This is a genomic window from Aquimarina sp. KJ22-3 (genome assembly GCF_055808215.1).
This window is the reverse complement of the sequence record NZ_CM147859.1, coordinates 4,669,640-4,690,771: the sequence shown is the minus strand read 5'-3', so window position 1 is coordinate 4,690,771 and position 21,132 is coordinate 4,669,640. Positions and strand designations below refer to the sequence as shown.

The following is a 21,132-nucleotide window of genomic DNA, read 5'->3' as shown; positions in this document are numbered from 1 at the left end:
TTTACAGTATAAATTAAGCTCGTCATCATTTTTGTTCTTGCTGTAACGAGCTTAATATTGGTTGGTGAGCTTACGAATTATAGACAGCTATCGCAACGTTCGTGGAAAAATGGCATCTCTAAAACACCACAATAGCACTGACCGCGACCGTTTACAAAACTTTGCTCTTTTTTCTTGATAATGGTTACACCATCCAAATCTAAAATACTCTTTTTCATGACTATAATATTGATTGTTTTGAGAAAGGTAGTTTAGTATTGTGCCGTTCGCAAAAGATGATTCTTGAGATTTATAAATTTCAGGGATAAATCAATACGCTTTGATTTACCAAACAAGTATTTCGCATATAAAAGATGAACGGAATAAAATGGATATGTTAACAAAAATATTGTGCCTGTTATCCTGGTTTTGATAGGTATAACAGGCACAATAGTATATATGTTATACCGAAATGTAACATAAACAAGTTCCAGGAATAGTAAAGGTAGGTCCGCAACCGCAACGTGATCCACCATTGATCTCTTTTTGTGTTTTTTTCTGGATGATTTTTACGCCCTCCAAATTTAAAATGCTTGTTTTCATAAAGTCTATATTTAAATTAGTCTCTTGAAGATACTTTCGAACTAATCGATTTACAAAACAAACTTCGTGGGATTTATAAATTTCAGGGATAAAAAGACGTGTAGTTGTCAAAGTTGCTATTTCTCATATAAAAGATTGATGAAGTAATATTTATCTTTTAAAAAACAAAACCCATTTTGAAACATTCAAAATGGGTTTTTATACCTTATTAGCTGACTCGGGAACGTTTACTTCACACAAGCGCTAAATAATTTCGCTGTCGCCGTGCGACTTACATCATTCCTGGCATACCTCCGCCCATTGGTGGCATTCCACCTCCAGCAGGAGCATCCTCTTTGATGTCTGTTAATGCACACTCGGTAGTAAGGATCATTCCTGATACAGAAGCTGCATTTTCTAAAGCAACACGAGTTACTTTCTTAGGATCGATAATCCCTGCTTTTAGCATATCTACATACGCTTCAGATTTTGCATCGTATCCAAAGTCATCTTTACCTTCTAAAACTTTAGAAATCACTACAGAACCTTCACCTCCAGCATTTTCTACAATCGTTCTTAGAGGAGCTTCGATAGCACGGTTTACGATTTGTACACCGGTTACTTCGTCTGCGTTCTCAGTTTTTACCTTGTCTAATACCGCTTTAGCTCTTACTAGTGCAACACCACCTCCGGCAACAATTCCTTCTTCTACGGCAGCACGAGTAGCATGAAGTGCGTCATCTACACGATCTTTCTTTTCTTTCATTTCTACTTCAGAAGCAGCACCTACGTAAAGTACAGCAACACCTCCGGCTAACTTAGCCAAACGCTCTTGTAGTTTTTCTTTATCGTAGTCAGATGTAGTGGTCTCGATCTGAGCTTTGATTTGGTTCACTCTATTCTTGATCAATTCTTCTTCTCCAGCACCGTTTACTACAGTAGTGTTATCTTTATCGATTGCTACTTTTTCTGCTGTCCCTAAGTGATCGATAGTTGCATTTTCTAAAGTAAATCCTCTTTCTTCAGAAATTACAGTACCACCAGTTAAGATAGCGATATCTTCAAGCATTGCTTTACGTCTGTCTCCAAAACCAGGAGCTTTTACAGCTGCAATTTTTAACGCACCACGAAGTTTGTTTACTACTAGCGTTGCAAGAGCTTCCCCGTCTACATCTTCTGCAATAATTAATAAAGGTTTTCCGGTTTGAGCTACTGGCTCAAGGATCGGTAATAAATCCTTCATTGCAGAGATCTTCTTGTCAAACAATAAGATGTATGGGCTTTCTAACTCGGTAGTCATCTTTTCGCTGTTGGTCACAAAGTAAGGAGAAAGGTATCCTCTATCAAATTGCATTCCTTCAACGATATCAACATGAGTTTCTGTTCCTTTAGCTTCTTCTACAGTGATCACTCCTTCTTTACCTACTTTTTCAAAAGCTTGAGCAATTAGGTCACCAATAGTTTCGTCGTTATTTGCAGAAATGGCAGCTACTTGTTTGATTTTATCTGAAGAATCACCAACTTCTTTAGTTTGCTTTTCCAAATCAGCAGTAATAGCTTCAACAGCTTTGTCGATACCACGTTTCAGATCCATTGGGTTTGCACCCGCTGCAACATTTTTAAGTCCTTCTTTTACGATAGCTTGCGCCAAAACGGTTGCTGTCGTAGTTCCGTCACCGGCAAGATCATTAGTTTTTGAAGCTACTTCTTTTACCATTTGCGCTCCCATATTTTCAAGAGCATCTTCTAATTCTACTTCTTTGGCTACAGAAACACCATCTTTGGTTACTGTAGGTGCTCCAAAAGACTTGCTTATAATTACATTACGACCTTTTGGTCCTAAAGTAACTTTTACTGCATTGGCCAATGCATCTACACCACGTTTTATACCGTCACGTGCTTCGATATCAAATTTTATATCTTTTGCCATAATGATTTAATGTATTTTGAAATTGTCTGTCCCAACGGTCAAAGGCTGGAACTTTTGATTTGTTGTTTTTAAAGAATTGTTGCGAATTAAACAATAGCTAGAATATCATCCTCACGCATGATTAGATAATCTTTACCATCTAATTTTAATTCTGTACCAGCATATTTTCCATAAAGTACGGTGTCTCCAACTTTTACAGTCATTTCGTGGTCTTTTTTACCATTACCAACAGCGGCAACTTTACCTTTCTGTTGTTTTTCCTGAGCAGAGTCAGGAATAAATAGTCCTGATGCAGTTTGAGTTTCTGCAGGAAGTGGCTCAACAACCACACGGTCTGAAAGAGGTTTGATATTTACTCCCATTTTATGATTCGTTTTTTTATTATTAATTGAAATCTTCGTTGCTTATTTCAGAAATTATGCCAGTGGTTGGATACTGACAAATTGAAACAAAAAATGCCGACTGTATGACAAGTCGACATTTTTGTAGTTGTTTTTATGATCATGTTACTCTTGATCGTCATTATCTGTTGCCGGAGTGACAGGAGCTTCTACTTGTACATCATCTGTATTTACTTTTGACTCCTGAGCAGTACCGGTGCTCATCAAATCGATATTTGATAGTAAGATCAATACCAATAATAGCGTGGCCAAGGTCCAGGTACTTTTATCCAAAAAGTCTGAAGTCTTTTTTACACCACCTAATTGCTGAGTTCCACCACCTCCGAAAGAAGATGATAAACCTCCTCCTTTAGGGTTTTGTACCATAATTACTACAACTAGTAAAAAAGATACAATAACGATTAGTATTAAAAAGATTGAAAACGTTGTCATTATATTGTTATTTATTTTCTTGTAATTTCTTGATTGCTCGAATTTGGTCTGCAAAGAAACCACTTTTTTCGGGATTTTTCAAAATTAATATGTTATAAGCTTGAATTGCTTTTTTATAGTTTTTTTGAGCCAGGTATACTCGGGCCAAAGTTTCTGTCATTAACTCATCTGTAGGGGTTTGATTTTCCTTTGCTAGATTACGGGTCGGACTATTTTTTGCAGCTGGTTGTATTTTGGGGTTGCTGGCAATGAACTCGTCGATAAGATCAAACTTTTCTTTCTGTTTTAGCGAATTGTCTGATTTTTTTTCTTGCTCTTCAGTAGGTAACTTCTCTTCCTGATCCTCTTCTAATCTTTCTATAGGCTGTACCGAGGTAAGTTTTAGCCATTCTGCAAACGAATGTGTTTCTTTTCTATTAAAATCAAGCGGCTTATCGATTTGTAGTTCATCTTCTTTGGTGTCGCTTGCTATTTCTTTTGAGTCTTGTTTTTCTTCCTCTTCTGTAATATGAATCTGTTGTAAGAGACTCTCTTCTTTTCTAGTCGAGAAAAGCGCAGGATCAAGCACGTCTTCTGCTTCTTCGATATCCATTTTAATGGCATCATCCATCGCCATTCTAGGAAGTGTCTTTACCTCTTCATGATCCACAACCTCAATATCAGATTTGCTCTTTTTTGACGTAGTAGTTTCTTCTTCTTTCTCTTGAAAAACGTCAGAAGTAATAAAATCAAAAAGTACCGTACGATCTGTAGTGTAGGCTGCGGTAGTTTTTAATTCCTGATTATAGGTAAAACTACCCTGTGCTTTCAATGTTTTTAGTAGCAAAGGTCTTACCGCTTGAAAATAAGGGAACTCTCTAGAGATTTTTTCTAAAATCGAGATCTGCCCTTTGTTCAGTTCTTCGGGATGTTGAAGCAAATATGTAAGCTCTTTGGTGTCCAATAGAAACTTGTATAATTTGATAGATTACCACCTTGCTAAGGTAGCATTAAACATATCTTGTGTGATTCTTTCATAAATGATTTGCAAAGCTTCATCTCTAACTGCGTTTTCGGATTGCGAAGCCGGGTAATCAAAAAAGAATGAAAAGCGTTGTTCAAGATCCTGAGTAGAATCTTTGGTGTCATAAAATCGCATATTAACGGCAATGGTTAATCGGTTTTGAGCTGCGGTAATATTTGAGGTAGCTGTATTTGGAGCTACATAATCCTGTACAATTTCTCCTTCGTAAATAATATCTCCGCCAGAGGTTACCAAATCCAAATTGGTTTGATTCAAGATCAGATCCTGTAACTGATTGGTAAATCGTTGATCGGCTCCAGGGAAAATCCTAGGGGATTGATTTTGAAAGAAATTGACCTGAAACGTTTTGGTGTTTGGAGAAATGTTGGTGCCGGTAAATGAGTAAACCCCACATCCCTGACACAATGTGATTGCCAGTATAGCAATGATAATGTATTTTACTTTGCTCATTAATTGTAAATTATGAGTTGTTTTATTTAGATCCCTGTATCACTTACAGGTTGTATTGTTTGATTTTTCTATACAGCGTTCGCTCGCTAATCCCTAATTCTTCTGCAGCGGCTTTTCGTTTCCCTCGATGGCGCTCCAAAGATTTTTTTATCAATTCCAATTCTTTGTCCTGAAGTGATAACGTCTCTTCTTCTTCAATTTCTTCGGCAAAGTGATATTTATCTTCTTCCTTTATAATCGGTTGCGTTGGCGAAGAAATTTGCAACACTTCTGCGGCCGGAGTAACCGGTTCTTCAAAATGAATGTTCTTTTCTTCCTCGTCTTCGCGATAAATTTTTCGAATCAAACCTTCATTGTCTTTTTGTACCTGTTGGGTGTTGCCGCTTCGCATCAGCTCCATAGTTAACTTTTTCAGATCATTAAGATCTCCTTTCATATCAAAAAGAACCTTGTACAAAATTTCTCGTTCGTTGCTAAAATCACTTTCCTTTTTATCAGAAGAAATCACAGCAGGTAAATTACTACCTATATTGGGTAAATAACTGTGTAAGGCTACTGCCGAGATCGTTCTGTTTTGTTCAAGGACTGAAATTTGCTCTGCAATGTTGCGCAATTGCCTAATGTTACCGCTCCAATGATATTTTTCTAACATGGCTACCGCATCATCTGCAAGCCTAATGGTTGGCATTTTGTATTTGGTAGCAAAGTCTGACGCAAACTTTCTAAACAGAAGATGGATGTCATCTTTTCTTTCTCGTAAAGGAGGTAGTAGAATTTCTACCGTACTTAAACGATAGTACAGATCTTCCCTAAATTTTCCTTTTTTGATGGCTTCAAACATATTTACATTGGTCGCTGCCACAATACGAACATCTGTCTTTTGTACTTTTGAAGATCCAACTTTGATAAACTCTCCGTTTTCAAGTACTCTTAAAAGTCTGACTTGAGTGGTCAGTGGTAATTCACCAACTTCGTCCAAGAAGATCGTTCCTCCACTGGCTACTTCAAAATATCCGTTTCTGGTTTGTGTTGCCCCGGTAAAAGCACCTTTTTCGTGACCAAACAATTCACTGTCGATAGTTCCTTCGGGAATCGCACCACAGTTTACAGCAATATATTTACCATGTTTGCGATGCGATAATGAATGTATGATTTTTGGAATACTTTCTTTACCCACTCCACTTTCTCCGGTTACCAACACCGAAATATCGGTAGGAGCCACCTGAATGGCTTTTTCTACCGCACGATTTAGTTTAGGGTCGTTACCTATGATTCCAAATCTTTGTTTTATGGCTTGAACTGATTCCATATAATTTTTTGACTACTTGGTTCTAAGATTTATTTAGTTGTTGTCAGAATACCCAACCGCCTCACCTAAGAGGGTGGCACTTGTGCATTCGTTAATTTTGACCATTACAAAATCTCCTATTTTGTAATCTCCTTTTGGGAATACAGCTACCGTATTTTGTGTAGTTCTACCACTCCAATGTGCATCCGATTTTTTTGAGGCTTTCTCGATCAAAACTTCTACGGTTTGTCCTACAAAACTTTGATGTCTGTATTCACTGTGTTTGCGCTGTACTTCAATAATCTCTGCCAAACGTCTTTTCTTTACCGGCTCGGGAATGTCATCTTCCATTTTACGTGCAGCCAGTGTTCCAGGTCGTTCAGAATAAGCAAACATAAAACCATAATCGTATTTCACATATTCCATAAGAGATAAGGTATCTTTATGGTCTTCTTCTGTTTCCGTTGGGAACCCGGTAATGATATCCTGCGAAATTGCACAATCTGGAATGATACGTTTAATATTATCGATAAGATCAAAATATTCCTGTCGGGTATGTAATCTATTCATTTCCTTCAGGATTCGATCACTACCACTTTGAATAGGAAGGTGAATATATTTACAGATGTTTTTGTGTTTTGCCATTACTTCAATTACATCCAGTGTCATGTCTTGCGGATTAGAAGTGGTAAAACGCAATCTTAGTTTAGGATGTTTTTCGGCAACCATATCCAATAACTTTGCAAAATTTACGGCAGTTGCTTTTTGAAAATCGCTGGCTTTTTCAAAGTCTTTCTTCAATCCTCCGCCATACCATAGGTAGCTATCTACGTTTTGTCCTAATAAGGTAATTTCTTTAAAGTTTTGAGCTACCAATTCATCAATTTCTTCCATGATGCTTTGTGGATCACGACTACGCTCTCTACCTCTGGTAAACGGAACTACACAAAAGGTACACATATTATCACATCCTCTTGTGATTGATACAAAGGCAGAAACCCCATTGCTCTGTAATCTCACGGGAGAAATATCTCCATAAGTTTCTTCTTTAGAAAGAATGACATTTACCGCATTACGACCTGCATCTACTTCTTCGATAAGGTTGGGTAGATCCTTATATGCATCCGGACCTACTACAAGATCCACTATTTTTTCTTCTTCAAGAAATTTACTTTTAAGACGCTCTGCCATACAACCAAGAACTCCTACTTTCATTCCTGGATTGATTTTTTTTACAGCATTATATTTTTCAAGACGCTTTCTTACAGTTTGTTCTGCCTTTTCGCGAATAGAACAAGTGTTTACCAATACCAGATCTGCATCTTCCAGGTTTTGTGTGGTATTAAACCCTTCTTTAGCCAAAATAGAAGCTACTATCTCGCTATCGCTAAAATTCATTTGACAACCATAGCTTTCGATAAAAAGCTTTCGCTGGTTTTCTTTCTTCTGGTCTAGAACAAGAGGTTGTCCTTGTTTATTTTCATCTATAATCTTCTCCATACAAATATTCCTTAACGAATTGAGGCAAATAATGTGCAAAGATACTTTTTAATACGATTTATGACAAAGTGGCAGGGTTTTATTTTTAAAAAATATATATTTGAGAAGTCCAATCAAAAATAAACACTATGCAAGCCAACAAACTTTTCGAAAAAATAGAAAACAGCAAATCCCCAGATTTTGGAGATATATTTAATAAGAGTATCGAGCTATTCAAAAAAGTCTGGTTACAAGGATTCATTCATTTGCTGATTTCTACTGTTATCGTTCTGCCTTTAATTTTTGTGATGTACATTCCTATCATTGCATTAGCGGGATTGGCAGGATATGAGGGTGGTTATTCGGAGTATGGAGGTCCTGGATATGGTCAGGAAGAACTATCTATTGGGATAATGATTTTGTTTATTGTTCTAGTATTAGTAGTGTCTATTATTGCATCAGCTTTTCAGTTAGGGATTACTGCTCACTTTTACAAAGTTTGTAAACAAGCTGATTTGGGTGAACTGGAAAGCTCAAAATATTTCATGTTTTTTAAGGGGAAGTATTTGATCAAAATATTTACACTAGCCATTGCTTCATTCGGAATCGCTTTATTGGCTACCTTATTATGTTATCTTCCTCTTTTTTATGTGATTGTGCCTTTACAATTACTAGGGGTAGTATTTGCATTTAATCCGGATATCAGTACTTCCGATTTGGTCAAAGCCAGTTTCAAATTAGGAAATAAAGTTTGGTTGATTGCATTTGGGCTTATTATCATTTCGTCAATTTTGGCTCAATTTGTTGGTTTTCTCTTGTGTTTTGTAGGAGTGTTTTTTACAGCTTCCTTTGTCTATATGCCTGTGTATTATTTGTATAAAGATACGATCGGTTTTGATGATGACGAGAATGAACAAGAGAATACATTGTTTGTAAAATAAAAGCGATCACCTGTTATTTTTACAGCTTATTTTTAAACTAATTTTTTGATAAACAATCTTGATATCATTTTTTTGATATACTTTTGTGGTCTGAAATTAAAGGATTATGGCTAAGAATTTAGTGATTGTAGAGTCGCCTGCCAAGGCCAAAACTATAGAAAAATTTCTCGGAAAAGATTATACTGTCGAATCTAGTTTTGGGCATATTGCGGATTTGCCTGCCAAAGAATTAGGGGTCGATGTTGATGGAGATTTTACTCCTAAATATATAGTATCTAAAGACAAGAAAGATGTCGTAAAGAAACTGAAAGATCTATCCAAGAAAGCTGAAATGGTTTGGCTAGCAAGTGATGAGGACCGAGAAGGAGAGGCTATTGCATGGCACCTTGCAGAAACACTAAAATTAGACAAAGCAAAAACACGTAGAATTGTATTTCATGAGATTACCAAAAATGCAATTTTAAAGGCTATAGAAAATCCTAGAACCATTGATTATAATCTGGTAAATGCCCAACAGGCAAGACGTGTTTTGGATCGATTGGTGGGATACGAATTATCTCCAGTGTTATGGCGTAAGGTAAAAGGAGGATTGTCTGCAGGTAGAGTACAATCAGTATCTGTACGATTAATTGTTGAACGCGAAAGAGAAATCACTAGCTTTAATCCGGAGGCATCCTACAGAATTGATGCAGAATTTTCTAATGAAAGTGGAAAATCGTTTAAAGCTAAACTACCTAAGAATTTTAAAACTAAAGAAGAAGCAGAAGCGTTTCTTCAAAAAAATATAGGAGCTGCTTTCAAGGTTGGTGAGCTTACAAAAAAACCAGCCAAAAAATCACCAGCTCCCCCTTTTACGACTTCTACATTACAGCAGGAAGCTTCTCGTAAATTATATTTTTCGGTAAGTAGAACCATGACCATGGCGCAACGATTGTATGAGGCTGGTTTGATTACTTATATGAGAACAGATAGTGTTAATCTTTCTGTAGAAGCACAAAATGGAGCTAAAGCTGAGATTGTTTCGGCTTATGGAGAGGAGTATAGCAAACCAAGACAATATAAAGGAAAAGCCAAAGGGGCTCAAGAAGCTCACGAAGCGATTCGTCCTACGGATTTTTCGAGACACACGGTAAATGTAGATTATGATCAACAACGATTGTACGAGTTGATATGGAAACGTGCGATTGCTTCGCAAATGAGTGATGCTCAATTAGAAAGAACGAATGTGAGAATTGAGGCGAACACGCATAATGAACATTTTACGGCTAACGGGGAGATGATCAAGTTTGAAGGTTTCCTGAAAGTGTATTTGGAAGGTAATGATGATGAAGATGAAGAGCAAAAAGGAATTTTGCCTCAGATGAAAGTAAACGAGACCTTGTATAATGCATATATCTCAGCGACCGAAAGATTTACTCGTCCGCCAAGTCGATATACCGAAGCATCTTTGGTTAAAAAATTAGAAGAGCTTGGGATTGGAAGACCTTCTACTTACGCTCCAACGATTTCTACTATTCAAAATAGAAATTATGTAGAGAAAGGAGCTAAAGAAGGAGAGTTAAGACCGTATGTACAGCTCATGTTGTCGGGTGATATTGTAAAAGAGAGTAAATTATCAGAAAAAGTAGGAAGTGATAAAGGGAAATTGATCCCTACCGATGTAGGAGTTGTGGTAAATGACTTTTTGGTAAATCATTTCTCTGCGATTCTGGATTATAACTTTACCGCAAAGGTAGAGCAGGATTTTGATGAGATTGCTGAAGGTCAGGAAGATTGGACACATGTGATGAAAGAGTTTTATGAAGAATTTCATCCCAGAGTAGAAGATGTTGCGCAAAATGCGGAAAGAGAAGTAGGAGAGCGCATCCTTGGTGAGGATCCAGCTTCAGGGAAGGTGGTGAGTGTACGACTAGGAAAATTTGGTCCTATGGTGCAAATCGGAACTGCCGATGATGAAGATAAACCGAAATTTGCAAGTTTACCACCAGGACAAACGTTAAGTAGCATTACTTTTGAAGAAGCGATGGACTTGTTCCAACTGCCAAAAGAGTTGGGTAATTATAAAGGCGAAACTATCGTTGTCAATAATGGTAGGTTTGGGCCTTATGTTCGTTTTGGAGATAAGTTTGTTTCCTTGCCTAAAGGAGAGGATCCACTAGAGGTGAATCTGGATAGAGCTATCGTACTTATCGACGAGAAAGAAAAAGCAGACGCTCCTATATATACATATGAGAATTTACCAGTTCAAAAAGGGAAAGGAAGATTTGGCCCGTTCCTGAAATGGAATAATATGTTTATCAATGTGAGCAAGAAGTATGATTTCAATAATCTTACTGATGAAGAAATTGTACATCTTATCGAAGAAAAGAAACAAAAGGAGATCGATAAGGTGATTCATAATTGGGAAGAAGAAGGTATTCGTGTAGAAAAAGCAAGATGGGGAAGAAGTAATATCATTCAAGGGAAAATCAAGATTGAATTACCCAAGACTGTGGATGCTACCAAATTGACTTTGGATAAAGTAAAAGATCTTATCGAGAAGAATGCTCCCAAGAAAAAGACAACCAAGAAGAAAACAACTGCCAAAAAGAAAACGACTACCAAAAAGAAATAAATAATGTCTTTCGAATTTCTTGCTCCTGTTAGTGATTTAGTTGCTGCGCATACCAAATTACTCTCCGAACATGCTTTAGGAAAAAAATAAAAATTCATACTGTCGATCAAGGAGTGCCCGATCTCAAAAAGGTGGATATTGCATTATTGGGCGTAAGAGAAAATCGTAACGATGTTGATTTTTTAGGAGAGAAGCTAAATTTTGATACTGTCCGTAAATCTTTTTACGAGTTGTATCCAGGAAATTGGAGTGCCAATATTGTGGATCTGGGAGATGTAACTCCGGGAAACGAAGTAAGTGATACGTATTATTTGGTACAGGAGGTATTATCTGCGCTATTACAAAAAAACATCATTCCTATTATTATAGGAGGAAGCCAGGATTTGGTATATGCACAATATCGTTCTTTTGATATTTTAGAGCGTATGGTAAATCTGGTTAACGTAGATAGTAGATTTGATCTGGGGAATTCTTCGCAACCGATCTCAAACAAATCTTTTGTTGGTAAAATTATAGTAGAGCAACCCTATAATCTTTTTAATTATAGTAATATAGGATACCAAACCTATTTTAATCCTCAAGAAGAAATCGACTTGATCGAAAAGTTATATTTTGATGCATATCGATTGGGTGAAGTAATTTCGGATATTACTATTGTAGAACCTATTATGAGGGATGCTGATATTGTAGCGTTAGACTTAGGAGTTTTAAATTCGACTAGTTTACAGGGGAGTATTGCATCTCCAAATGGCTTTGACGGTAGGGAGATATGCGCTATAGCACGTTACGCGGGTATCAGTGATAAAGTAAAAAGTTTTGGAATCTATGAATTCAAGAACTTTAAGAATGAAGAGACGTCCGCTCTATTGATTGCCCAAATGATATGGTATTTTGTAGAAGGGGTGAACTATAGATCCAACGAATTAGATGTAAAAAATTTGAAGAGTACATTACATTATAATGTACCTATAGAAGATGAAATTTTATCATTTTATAAGAGTGCAAAAACCGGAAGATGGTGGATAGAAATACCATTTATTTCATCTGGTAATAATAAATTGAAAAGACATACGTTATTACCTTGCACATACAACGATTATGAGCGTGCTTGTAATCAGGAAATACCAGAAAGATGGTATAAGGCAAAACGAAAAAACGAAGTTTAACATTTTTATTAGGCAGATTTAAGGTTTTTTTAGAAAAAAATTGTTTTTCTGAAAATAAATAAATAGGTTTACGTCCTTAAATCTAGAAGATCTTAACCTAAAACACGTTATGAAGAAATTTGTATCACTCTTTGCTATTGTAGCAATGCTCTATAGTTGTGGTCGAGGAAACCGAGGAGAACTGGTTGGAGCGCAAGGGAAAAAATGGCACCCAGAAAAGCCTTACGGAATGGCCCTAATTCCAGGAGGTTCTTTTATTATGGGTAAGTCAGATGATGACAAAGCGGCGTTGGCAAACGCACCAACAAAGATGGTTACCGTTCGTTCCTTCTACATGGACGAGACCGAAATTACCAATAGTGAGTATCGTCAATTTGTGAACTGGGTTCGAGATTCTATTATCCGAACACGACTGGCAATTATGGCCGATGATCTTGGTAAAGTGCCAGAAGATGAAGGTATCGGAGAATTTGCATTTTTGGATGCGGATACTACTGATATGACTCCATACGAAAAATATATGTATGAAAATTATAGCGGTATTGGAGAAACTGGTTACGAAGGAAGAAAACTAAACAAAGACGTAGATATCGTTTGGGATATTGAAGATTATCCAGATGAGTACTACGCTGAGGTTATGGATACCATGTACATCCCATTAGAAGAATCTTATAATGGAAGACGTACACTAGATGTAAGTAAATACGAATTTAGATTTACCTGGATGGATATCGAGGCTGCGGCACGAGCTAGAAAAGGTGGAAGAAAAGATTTCGTAAAAGAAGAAGTGATCAAGGTATATCCTGACACAACGGTTTGGATTAAAGATTTTACATATTCATATAATGAGCCTATGCATAATGATTACTTCTGGCATAGTGCGTACGATGATTACCCTGTAGTAGGTGTTTCTTGGGAACAAGCAAAGGCCTTCTGTAGATGGAGAACTATCGAGAAAAATACATTTCAAAAGAAAAAAGGTAAGGAGTTTGTAAATTACTTCAGACTTCCTACCGAAGCAGAATGGGAATATGCGGCTCGCGGAGGTTTAGAGTCTGCAACCTACCCTTGGGGAGGTCCTTATGCTTTAAATGACAGAGGTTGTTTCCTTGCTAATTTCAAGCCTCTTAGAGGAAATTATGCAGCCGACAACTTTTTATATACTGTAGAAGCCAAAACGTTTGACCCAAACGATTACAACCTGTATAATATGGCAGGAAATGTTTCTGAGTGGGTGCAGTCTTCTTATGACCCTTCTGCATATGAGTTTGTTTCGTCTATGAACCCGAATGTTAATGACTCCGAGAATAAACGTAAAGTTGTTCGTGGTGGTTCATGGAAAGATGTTGCTTACTTCCTACAGGTAAGTACCAGAGATTACGAATATGCGGATTCAGCAAGAAGTTATATTGGATTCAGAACCGTTCAGGACTACATGGGTACTGACGCGACTGGAGAAGATAACACTGTGAATCAGAAATAGTCCCAAAATTTTCTATCAACTTAATTACTAACCCTTTTTTTAAAATTTAGATTTAAAAAACAAAACACATTTTATTATGGCAAATTCAAAAGCAAGCAAAAAGTTAATGAACATGGTATACGGTCTAGGAGCGGCCGTTGTAATTCTTGGTGCACTTTTTAAGATTATGCACTGGCCATTTGGTAACCAAATGCTTATCATTGGTCTTATTACAGAAGCATTCGTATTTACAGTTTCTGCATTCGAACCAGTAGACGACGAACTAGACTGGTCTCTTGTATATCCAGAATTAGCTGGAGGACAAAAGAAAGATAAGAAACAAAAAGAGGAAACTCCAGAAGGTTTATTATCTAAGAAATTAGACGAAATGCTTAAAGAAGCTAGAGTAGATTCTAGTTTGATGAATAGCTTAGGAGAAAGTATCCGTAACTTCGAAGGTGCTGCAAAAAATATCTCTCCTACTGTAGATGCTATCCAGGGAACTAAGAAATACAGTGAAGAGATGGCTGCTGCTGCTTCTCACCTAGAGTCATTAAACAGCTTATACAAGGTACAATTAGAATCTTCTGCGAAGCAAGCTGAAGCTAACGAGCAAATTGCAGCAAATGCACAGCAATTAAAGCAACAAATGGAGAATCTTGCTACGAACCTTTCTTCTCTTAATGGAGTATATGGTGGTATGTTAACTGCAATGAACAGAGGTTAACATTAAATAGTTGAGTATAATTATATAACTACCAAAATCTAAGAAGAATATGGCAGGAGGAAAATTGTCCCCACGGCAAAAGATGATTAACCTGATGTACTTGGTTTTCATCGCAATGATGGCACTAAACATGTCAAAAGAAGTATTATCAGCATTTGGATTAATGAACGAAAAGTTAACCGAATCTAATACCATAGCTACAGAGCGTAATACGGCATTTATGGCTGGTTTAGCCGAAAAAGTTTCAGAGCAACCAGAAAAGTATACACCTCTTAAAGAAAAAGCAGATCAAATTAGTGTGCTTTCTAACGAGTTCAATGCTTACATTGATCAGTTAAAAACTGAAATCACTGAAGGATTAAGTGATCCTACGGATTATGAGACAATGGATAAGTCACTTACCTTGGATCAAAAATTCTTTGAAGGAGGAAAAACTACTGCGGCAGCGCAAGAGTTTATAGATAACATATCTAAATACCGTGATGGTGTTTCTGCAGCTATCAAAGAAGTAAAAGAAGTAGATGCTGCTGTTGCGGCAGATGTAGAAAAAACATTTGCAACGGGAGATGTTAAAGACAGATCAGGAGTATCTAAAAAATGGTTGAACTACAACTTTGAAGGATTCCCATTAGTAGCTTCTTTAACAAAGCTTACACAAATGCAAGCTGATGTTAAGACTACAGAAAGTAAAGTACTTTCTGCATTATTAGCAGGTCAGCAAGCGTCAGAATTATCATTTAGTAATTACGAAGCAATTGTTGTTCCAGACAAGACGGCTTTCTTTAGTGGTGAGAACTTCAAAGGAAGAATTGTTTTAGGACGTTTTGATGCTACTTTGAAACCTACAAAAGTAGAAGTAAACGGAAGAGAGCAAACTAAAGTTGAGAACGGACAAATTATGTTAGATTTCCCTGCAGGAAACGTAGGAGAAAGAGACGTAAAAGGAGAGCTTCAGTTTAAAGAAGGAGATTCTGTAGTAAGTATTCCTATTAAAAGTTCTTATGCAGTAATTCCAAAGCCAAATTCGGCGGTAATTTCTGCAGATAAAATGAACGTTGTATATCGTGGTGTAAACAACCCAATGACGATCTCTATTCCTGGTGTGCCTAATGTAAATGCATCGGCTACAGGATTGAAGAAAGTTGGAGGAGCTGGTAAATACATGATGAATGTAACTGCGGTTAAAGGACGTGAAGTAAGCATTAAAGTAAGCGGTAAATTACCAAACGGTACTACTGTAAGCGATAGTAAGAAATTTAGAATTAAGGATATTCCTAGACCAGTTGGAACTGTACGTGGAGAAGACGGTGCAATAAAAATGGCTAGAAATGCGTTACAAATATCGTCTATCGGTGCGATCTTACCAGACTTTGACTTTGATATCAAATTGAAAGTAACTGGATTTAAATTTAAGGTAGAAGGTCAGCCAACAGTAAGTGTACGTGGAGGTAGATTAGATTCTAAAGCGAAGTCTGCATTACGTAAGGCAAAAAGAGGATCTTCTGTGCAGATTATTGATATAAAAGCGCAGTTAACTACAAACGCTGGATATAGATTGAAGAAAATATCTCCGGTAATTGTTGAGTTAACTAACTAAAATAAACTTAAGAGTTATGAATTTGAAAAACTTAGTATTAACCGTTCTTGGCTTGGTTGTTTGTCATCTTTCGTATGGTCAGGCTAATGTTTTGAATGCATCAGAGCCTGCAGAGATAGGAAAGAAAACACAAGAACAGATCCTTTATGATAATGACCATCCATTAGAGTATGGTTATGTTGATAAACGTGATGTGTTATGGGCTAAGACTACTTGGGAAAAGATAGACCTTGATGAGAGAATCAATTTCCCACTATATTATCCTATAGATACCAATAATATTGGAGTTAATCGTCGTTCATTGTATGATGTATTGGTGACCAATATCAGAAACGGTAAGATTAAGAATATTTATTCAGATTCATATTTTACAGAAACTCGTACATTCCAGGATTTGGAATCTACCATGTCTAGGATTGATACTACGGATTTAGGATATGAGCAATATAATGCTGGTGAGCAAGTAGATCCTCAATATATTAATAGAAGGGATATTACTTCAGCTGATATTGCAGAATATAAAATTAGAGGATATTGGTACTTTGATAAGCGCCAGGGAGAGTTGAGATATCGTTTACTTGGGTTGGCTCCAGTAGCTCCAGACGTAAACTTTATCGATGATGATGAGCCGGATATGGTAGCTTTATTTTGGGTGTGGTACCCAGATGTAAGAGAACTTCTTCATAATACATCTGCATTTAATAGAAGAAACACATCCATGCCATTTACTCTGGATCATATTTTAAATGCGAGACGATTTAATTCGATTATATACAAGGAAGACAACGAACAAGGTGACCGCGAGATCAAAGATTATATCGTGGATAATGCCCTGATGCAGCTTCTGGAAAGTGAGCGAATTAAAGAAAGTATTCGAAATTTCGAACTGGATATGTGGTCTTATTAAAAGTCATAATATCTAAGAGATATATAAAAAACGCTCGACTATTAGTCGGGCGTTTTTTTATTTTTGCAGCATGTTGGATTATATTATTGTTGGTTTCGGATTATCAGGCTTATCTTTTGTTGAGCAACTAGAAGATCATAATAAATCGTTTGTGGTATTTGAAAACGCTTCTCAACGATCTTCCAGGGTTGCGGGGGTATTTACAACCCAGTAATTTTAAAGCGATTCACGGCCGCTTGGAATGTTTTGGACCAAATGGAAAAAGCAGTGCCTTTTTATAAGAACGTTGAAGCCAAGTTGGGAGAACAACTTGTGAATGACCTTCCGGTACTACGAAGATTCAACTCGGCAGAAGAGCAAAATTCATGGTTTGAAGCGAGCGATAAACCAATTCTAAAACACTTTTTATCTCCAAATCTTATTCCCAATACCAATGAGGCTTTGGATGTTCCTTTTCAGTATGGTAAGGTAAAACAGACAGGGAAAATTGAAGTTGAAAAAATGCTGACTTCCTATGCAGACTACTTGACTCAGAAGGATAGTTTTGTTCAGAACTCTTTTGAGTATTCAGAATTGATGGTAGAAGAAGATTGTGTGGTATACAAAGATTACAAAGCCAAGAATATTGTATTTACTGAAGGATTTGGCGTGAAGAACAATCCTTTTTTCAATGATTTGCCTTTGGTAGGTAATAAAGGAGAGTATCTTCTGATCAAATGCGAGTCTTTAGAATTGGATGTTGCTATAAAATCATCGGTTTTTATTATTCCTCAGGGAAATGATGTGTATAAAGTTGGAGCTACTTATAATAATCAGGATAAAACACCAGAGCCCACATCTTCGGCAAGAGAGGAATTGATCAGAAAATTGGACATAATCCTTAAAACACCGTATCAAATTGTTGGGCAAGTAGCAGGAATTCGACCTACGACAAAGGATAGAAGGCCTTTGGTTGGGGTACACTCAATACATCAAAATATGTATATTCTGAATGGTTTAGGAAGCAGAGGGATACTTATTGGTCCTACAATAGCAGACCAACTATATCAATTTATAGAAAATGAAGTCCCCTTGCCCATAGAAATGGATATCAAACGCTTCGGTAATTAAGACCAGCTTTTTTCTTTATCATAATGCATAAAGAGATTGATCCAGATATTTCGGGATAACCTCATGATTACTGGCATAAACACTACCAAGGTGCCTACAATCGCAAAAAATGTATGTAACAAATTCAGTTTCAACAGCAAATTAGAGATCACAAATGCTGCTACAGCGAAAGCGATTCCTACTGCATAACTTACATACATGGCTCCATAAAAAAAGGAAGGTTCAATTTTGTATTTAGTATGGCAATGACCACAACGCTCCCGCATTTTTAAGGTTTCGCTTAGTTTATAGGGATTTGAATTTTGGTACATGCTTTCCTGTTGACATACAGGGCAACTGCCATTTACAATACTATTTATTTTTGTGCCTTTTAAGAAGTTCATATGTTCCTTTTATGCTAACACAAAAATAATCATCTTTGCACAAAATATTCAAAAGCTCATGTTAAACATACATAACCTATCAATATCATTTGGAGGAGAATATCTGTTTGAAGAAATCAGTTTTCGGTTAAATGCCGGAGACCGTGTTGGCTTGATAGGGAAGAATGGAGCTGGAAAATCTACTATGCTCAGAATTTTGTCTAAAGAACAAGAACCTGATTCAGGCCAAATAGCCCTGGATAAGGAGATAAACATCGGATTCTTGAAGCAGGATATCGATTTTGTGCAGGGGAGAACCGTGTTGGAGGAAGCTTATGAAGCTTTTACCGAAATTAAGAAGGCAGAGCGGCAAATGGATAAAATCAATGCGCAACTTGCCGAGCGTAGCGATTACGAGAGTGATTCTTATAACGAACTGATTACCGAATTAAGTGATCTTACACAGCATTACGAGATTATAGGAGGATATAATTATGAAGGAGATACTGAGAGAGTACTCCAGGGATTGGGATTTGCTCGAGAGGATTTTGGGAGATTGACAGATACTTTTTCTGGTGGATGGAGAATGCGTATAGAATTGGCTAAATTGTTATTACAAAATAACGACATCTTACTACTGGATGAGCCTACCAACCACCTGGATATTGAATCTATCATATGGTTAGAAAATTTCTTAAGGAGTTATGCAGGAGCCGTTGTAATCGTTTCACACGATAAGATGTTCTTGGATAATGTAACCAATCGTACTATCGAAATATCCTTGGGTCGTATTTATGATTACAATACCCCATACTCAAAATATTTAGTGCAGCGTAATGAAATTAGAGAACAGCAATTAGCAGCACAGAAGAATCAATCCAAACAGATTGAACAAACCGAGAAGCTCATCGAGAAGTTTCGTGCCAAAGCCTCAAAAGCCTCGATGGCGCAATCTCTGATCAAAAAACTGGATAGGATAGAACGTATTGAAGTTGATGAAGACGATAATGCGGTTATGAATGTTCGTTTCCCGGTAAGTGTACAACCCGGTAAAGTGGTTATCGAAGCAGAAACTGTTGGGAAATCCTATGGAGAGAAAGAGATTTTGAACGACATTAACCTTTTGGTAGAACGAGGGTCCAAGATTGCTTTTGTGGGGCAGAATGGTCAAGGAAAAACAACTCTGGCCAAGATTATCATCGATGAGATTGAGCATACAGGTACCCTCAAGCTAGGACATAACGTGCAAATAGGGTATTTTGCCCAAAATCAGTCAGAATATTTAGACGGGGAGCTTACTATTCACGAAACTATGGTCAATGCGGCCAACGAAAAAAATCGTAGCAAGGTTCGTGATATGTTGGGAGCATTTTTGTTTAGAGGAGATGAAGTCGATAAAAAAGTAAAGGTATTATCTGGAGGAGAACGAAATCGATTGGCGCTATGTAAATTGCTTTTACAGCCATTTAACGTGCTTGTGATGGATGAACCTACCAACCACCTGGATATTAAATCAAAAAACGTATTAAAAGAGTCTTTAAAAAGTTTTGAAGGGACTTTGATCCTGGTGTCTCACGATAGAGATTTTCTTCAGGGACTTACTAATACCGTTTATGAGTTCAAAAATAAAAACATAAAAGAGTATCTGGGGGATATCGATTTTTATCTGGACCAGCGTAAGGTGGCTGATTTACGAGAAATAGAAAAGAAAGATAAAATTCAACATAAAGAAGTTACTGATTCCAAAGAGACTGCAAAACAATCCTATCAGGATCAAAAGAAACTGAAATCGTTGAATAACAAGCTAAGCAATGTAGAAGCAAAAATTAATAAGTTGGAGAAAGAAATCAAAGAAATAGATGTCGAACTTGCGGTTAACTATGACCAAACCGTTGCTGTACCTAACTTTTTTGATACGTATCAGGCAAAAAAAGATGAGTTGGCAGCATTAATGGATAATTGGGAAATTCTTCAAGAAGAGATTGACTTGTTGACCAGTCAATAGAACGCTTTAATTTTTATCTAATTCTCAATATTTACTCAATTAATTTTCTTTTTTTGAGCTAGCCGTTCTGTTTTTTGAGAATCAAACAGAAAGATAAGGGAGAATTTGAAATTCCCGAAAAAACCCAATGTTACTTTTACGATATTTTTATGGTTAGCGACAGTAGCAACTAGATTTTTATGGATATTTTTGTATCAAAAATTAAACAACAGTATTTATGAATAATACAAAAGCCATTGATTTGAATGCTCATGCCTTATCTTGGGTTGGTAAGATTCACTACGATTTTGGATTCCTAGTACAAAAAGCGTTTACAGAAAATGGATTGGACCTGTCTAAAGAGCAATGGAGTGTTCTAAAAAGATTGAATGTAAATGACGGGCAACCCCAAAATGATTTGGCGTTCATCACGCATCGAGACAAAACATCAATGACACGTCTGGTTAATTCTATGGAGAGTAAAGACCTGGTGGTTAGAAAAAGCGATGAAAATGACAGAAGAGTAAATCGTATTTTTTTAACGGAGTATGGAAAGCAGGTAATTCAGAAAGTACAGCCAATAATGTACGATCTTATTCCAGCAGTTCAGGAAAGCCTAAACGACGAAGAAATTGAAGTTTTGATCAATGTATTGAAAAAAGTAAAAGGCAAAATAGCTGAAATAGCAGAAGAATAA

20 protein-coding genes are annotated in these 21,132 nt (G+C 36.8%); 10 read left to right on the top strand and 10 right to left on the bottom strand.

Translation table 11 applies throughout. The features are described from left to right. Positions 1 to 77 precede the first annotated feature (77 nt). The 9 genes from AC0L3Q_RS21515 to miaB form a co-directional block, all read right to left on the bottom strand. Positions 78 to 218: a hypothetical protein gene (locus tag AC0L3Q_RS21515; RefSeq protein WP_473282798.1), complete on the bottom strand. Its 141-nt coding sequence runs from the start codon at positions 216 to 218 to the stop codon at positions 78 to 80. A 223-nt stretch (positions 219 to 441) separates the two neighbouring features. After that, positions 442 to 582 (bottom strand): hypothetical protein, encoded by a 141-nt coding sequence (locus AC0L3Q_RS21510; RefSeq protein ID WP_473282797.1) that lies wholly within the window; start codon positions 580 to 582, stop codon positions 442 to 444. Between the two features lie 271 nt (positions 583 to 853). Beyond that, positions 854 to 2,491 carry a chaperonin GroEL gene (gene groL / locus AC0L3Q_RS21505; protein WP_073319444.1) on the bottom strand — a complete coding sequence of 546 codons (1,638 nt, stop codon included), beginning with the start codon at positions 2,489 to 2,491 and terminating at the stop codon, positions 854 to 856. 86 nt (positions 2,492 to 2,577) lie between these two features. Next, positions 2,578 to 2,853, bottom strand: a complete 276-nt coding sequence (locus AC0L3Q_RS21500; RefSeq protein ID WP_073319441.1) for a co-chaperone GroES — start codon at positions 2,851 to 2,853, stop codon at positions 2,578 to 2,580. Between the two features lie 144 nt (positions 2,854 to 2,997). Beyond that, on the bottom strand, positions 2,998 to 3,324 hold the full coding sequence (gene secG / locus AC0L3Q_RS21495) for a preprotein translocase subunit SecG (RefSeq protein ID WP_073319438.1): 327 nt from the start codon (positions 3,322 to 3,324) through the stop codon (positions 2,998 to 3,000). Between the two features lie 7 nt (positions 3,325 to 3,331). Then, complete coding sequence (locus AC0L3Q_RS21490) at positions 3,332 to 4,267, bottom strand: hypothetical protein (RefSeq protein ID WP_473282795.1); 936 nt, start codon at positions 4,265 to 4,267, stop codon at positions 3,332 to 3,334. A 24-nt stretch (positions 4,268 to 4,291) separates the two neighbouring features. Further along, positions 4,292 to 4,798 carry an LptE family protein gene (locus AC0L3Q_RS21485; protein ID WP_073319433.1) on the bottom strand — a complete coding sequence of 169 codons (507 nt, stop codon included), beginning with the start codon at positions 4,796 to 4,798 and terminating at the stop codon, positions 4,292 to 4,294. Positions 4,799 to 4,841: 43 nt separating this feature from the next. After that, complete coding sequence (locus AC0L3Q_RS21480) at positions 4,842 to 6,107, bottom strand: sigma-54 interaction domain-containing protein (protein WP_473282793.1); 1,266 nt, start codon at positions 6,105 to 6,107, stop codon at positions 4,842 to 4,844. 33 nt (positions 6,108 to 6,140) lie between these two features. Beyond that, complete coding sequence (gene miaB, locus AC0L3Q_RS21475; RefSeq protein WP_473282791.1) at positions 6,141 to 7,586, bottom strand: tRNA (N6-isopentenyl adenosine(37)-C2)-methylthiotransferase MiaB; 1,446 nt, start codon at positions 7,584 to 7,586, stop codon at positions 6,141 to 6,143. A gap of 128 nt (positions 7,587 to 7,714) precedes the next feature. On the opposite strand from miaB, the gene AC0L3Q_RS21470 reads away from it, so the two are divergent. The 8 genes from AC0L3Q_RS21470 to AC0L3Q_RS21435 all read left to right on the top strand — a co-directional run bounded on the left by AC0L3Q_RS21470 (position 7,715) and on the right by AC0L3Q_RS21435 (position 18,089). After that, complete coding sequence (locus tag AC0L3Q_RS21470) at positions 7,715 to 8,506, top strand: hypothetical protein (RefSeq protein ID WP_473282789.1); 792 nt, start codon at positions 7,715 to 7,717, stop codon at positions 8,504 to 8,506. A gap of 106 nt (positions 8,507 to 8,612) precedes the next feature. After that, complete coding sequence (topA, locus tag AC0L3Q_RS21465; RefSeq protein WP_473282787.1) at positions 8,613 to 11,120, top strand: type I DNA topoisomerase; 2,508 nt, start codon at positions 8,613 to 8,615, stop codon at positions 11,118 to 11,120. Between the two features lie 131 nt (positions 11,121 to 11,251). Next, positions 11,252 to 12,286 carry a formimidoylglutamase gene (locus AC0L3Q_RS21460; RefSeq protein WP_473282785.1) on the top strand — a complete coding sequence of 345 codons (1,035 nt, stop codon included), beginning with the start codon at positions 11,252 to 11,254 and terminating at the stop codon, positions 12,284 to 12,286. 109 nt (positions 12,287 to 12,395) lie between these two features. Next, the gene (gene porK / locus AC0L3Q_RS21455; protein WP_473282783.1) at positions 12,396 to 13,769 is read left to right on the top strand and encodes a T9SS ring complex lipoprotein PorK/GldK; all 1,374 of its coding nucleotides are present in this window, start codon (positions 12,396 to 12,398) and stop codon (positions 13,767 to 13,769) included. Between the two features lie 76 nt (positions 13,770 to 13,845). Continuing rightward, a complete protein-coding gene (porL, locus tag AC0L3Q_RS21450) occupies positions 13,846 to 14,475 on the top strand; it encodes a type IX secretion system motor protein PorL/GldL (protein WP_473282781.1) in 630 nt (209 codons plus the stop codon). 49 nt (positions 14,476 to 14,524) lie between these two features. Next, positions 14,525 to 16,072 carry a type IX secretion system motor protein PorM/GldM gene (gene porM, locus AC0L3Q_RS21445; protein ID WP_473282779.1) on the top strand — a complete coding sequence of 516 codons (1,548 nt, stop codon included), beginning with the start codon at positions 14,525 to 14,527 and terminating at the stop codon, positions 16,070 to 16,072. A 16-nt stretch (positions 16,073 to 16,088) separates the two neighbouring features. Next, positions 16,089 to 16,979, top strand: coding sequence for a type IX secretion system ring subunit PorN/GldN (porN, locus tag AC0L3Q_RS21440; protein ID WP_473282777.1), 891 nt, complete (start codon positions 16,089 to 16,091; stop codon positions 16,977 to 16,979). Between the two features lie 255 nt (positions 16,980 to 17,234). Next, complete coding sequence (locus tag AC0L3Q_RS21435) at positions 17,235 to 18,089, top strand: NAD(P)/FAD-dependent oxidoreductase (protein WP_473282775.1); 855 nt, start codon at positions 17,235 to 17,237, stop codon at positions 18,087 to 18,089. Here AC0L3Q_RS21435 and AC0L3Q_RS21430 read toward each other — a convergent pair. After that, positions 18,086 to 18,472 carry a DUF983 domain-containing protein gene (locus tag AC0L3Q_RS21430; protein ID WP_473282773.1) on the bottom strand — a complete coding sequence of 129 codons (387 nt, stop codon included), beginning with the start codon at positions 18,470 to 18,472 and terminating at the stop codon, positions 18,086 to 18,088. The two genes, AC0L3Q_RS21435 and AC0L3Q_RS21430, sit on opposite strands and share 4 nt — an antisense overlap. Before the next feature lie 58 nt (positions 18,473 to 18,530). On the opposite strand from AC0L3Q_RS21430, the gene AC0L3Q_RS21425 reads away from it, so the two are divergent. Together AC0L3Q_RS21425 and AC0L3Q_RS21420 are read left to right on the top strand one after the other, a co-directional pair. Further along, entirely contained in the window at positions 18,531 to 20,456 is a 1,926-nt protein-coding gene (locus AC0L3Q_RS21425) for an ABC-F family ATP-binding cassette domain-containing protein (protein ID WP_473282771.1), read from the top strand. A gap of 217 nt (positions 20,457 to 20,673) precedes the next feature. Continuing rightward, positions 20,674 to 21,132 carry a MarR family winged helix-turn-helix transcriptional regulator gene (locus tag AC0L3Q_RS21420; RefSeq protein ID WP_073319393.1) on the top strand — a complete coding sequence of 153 codons (459 nt, stop codon included), beginning with the start codon at positions 20,674 to 20,676 and terminating at the stop codon, positions 21,130 to 21,132.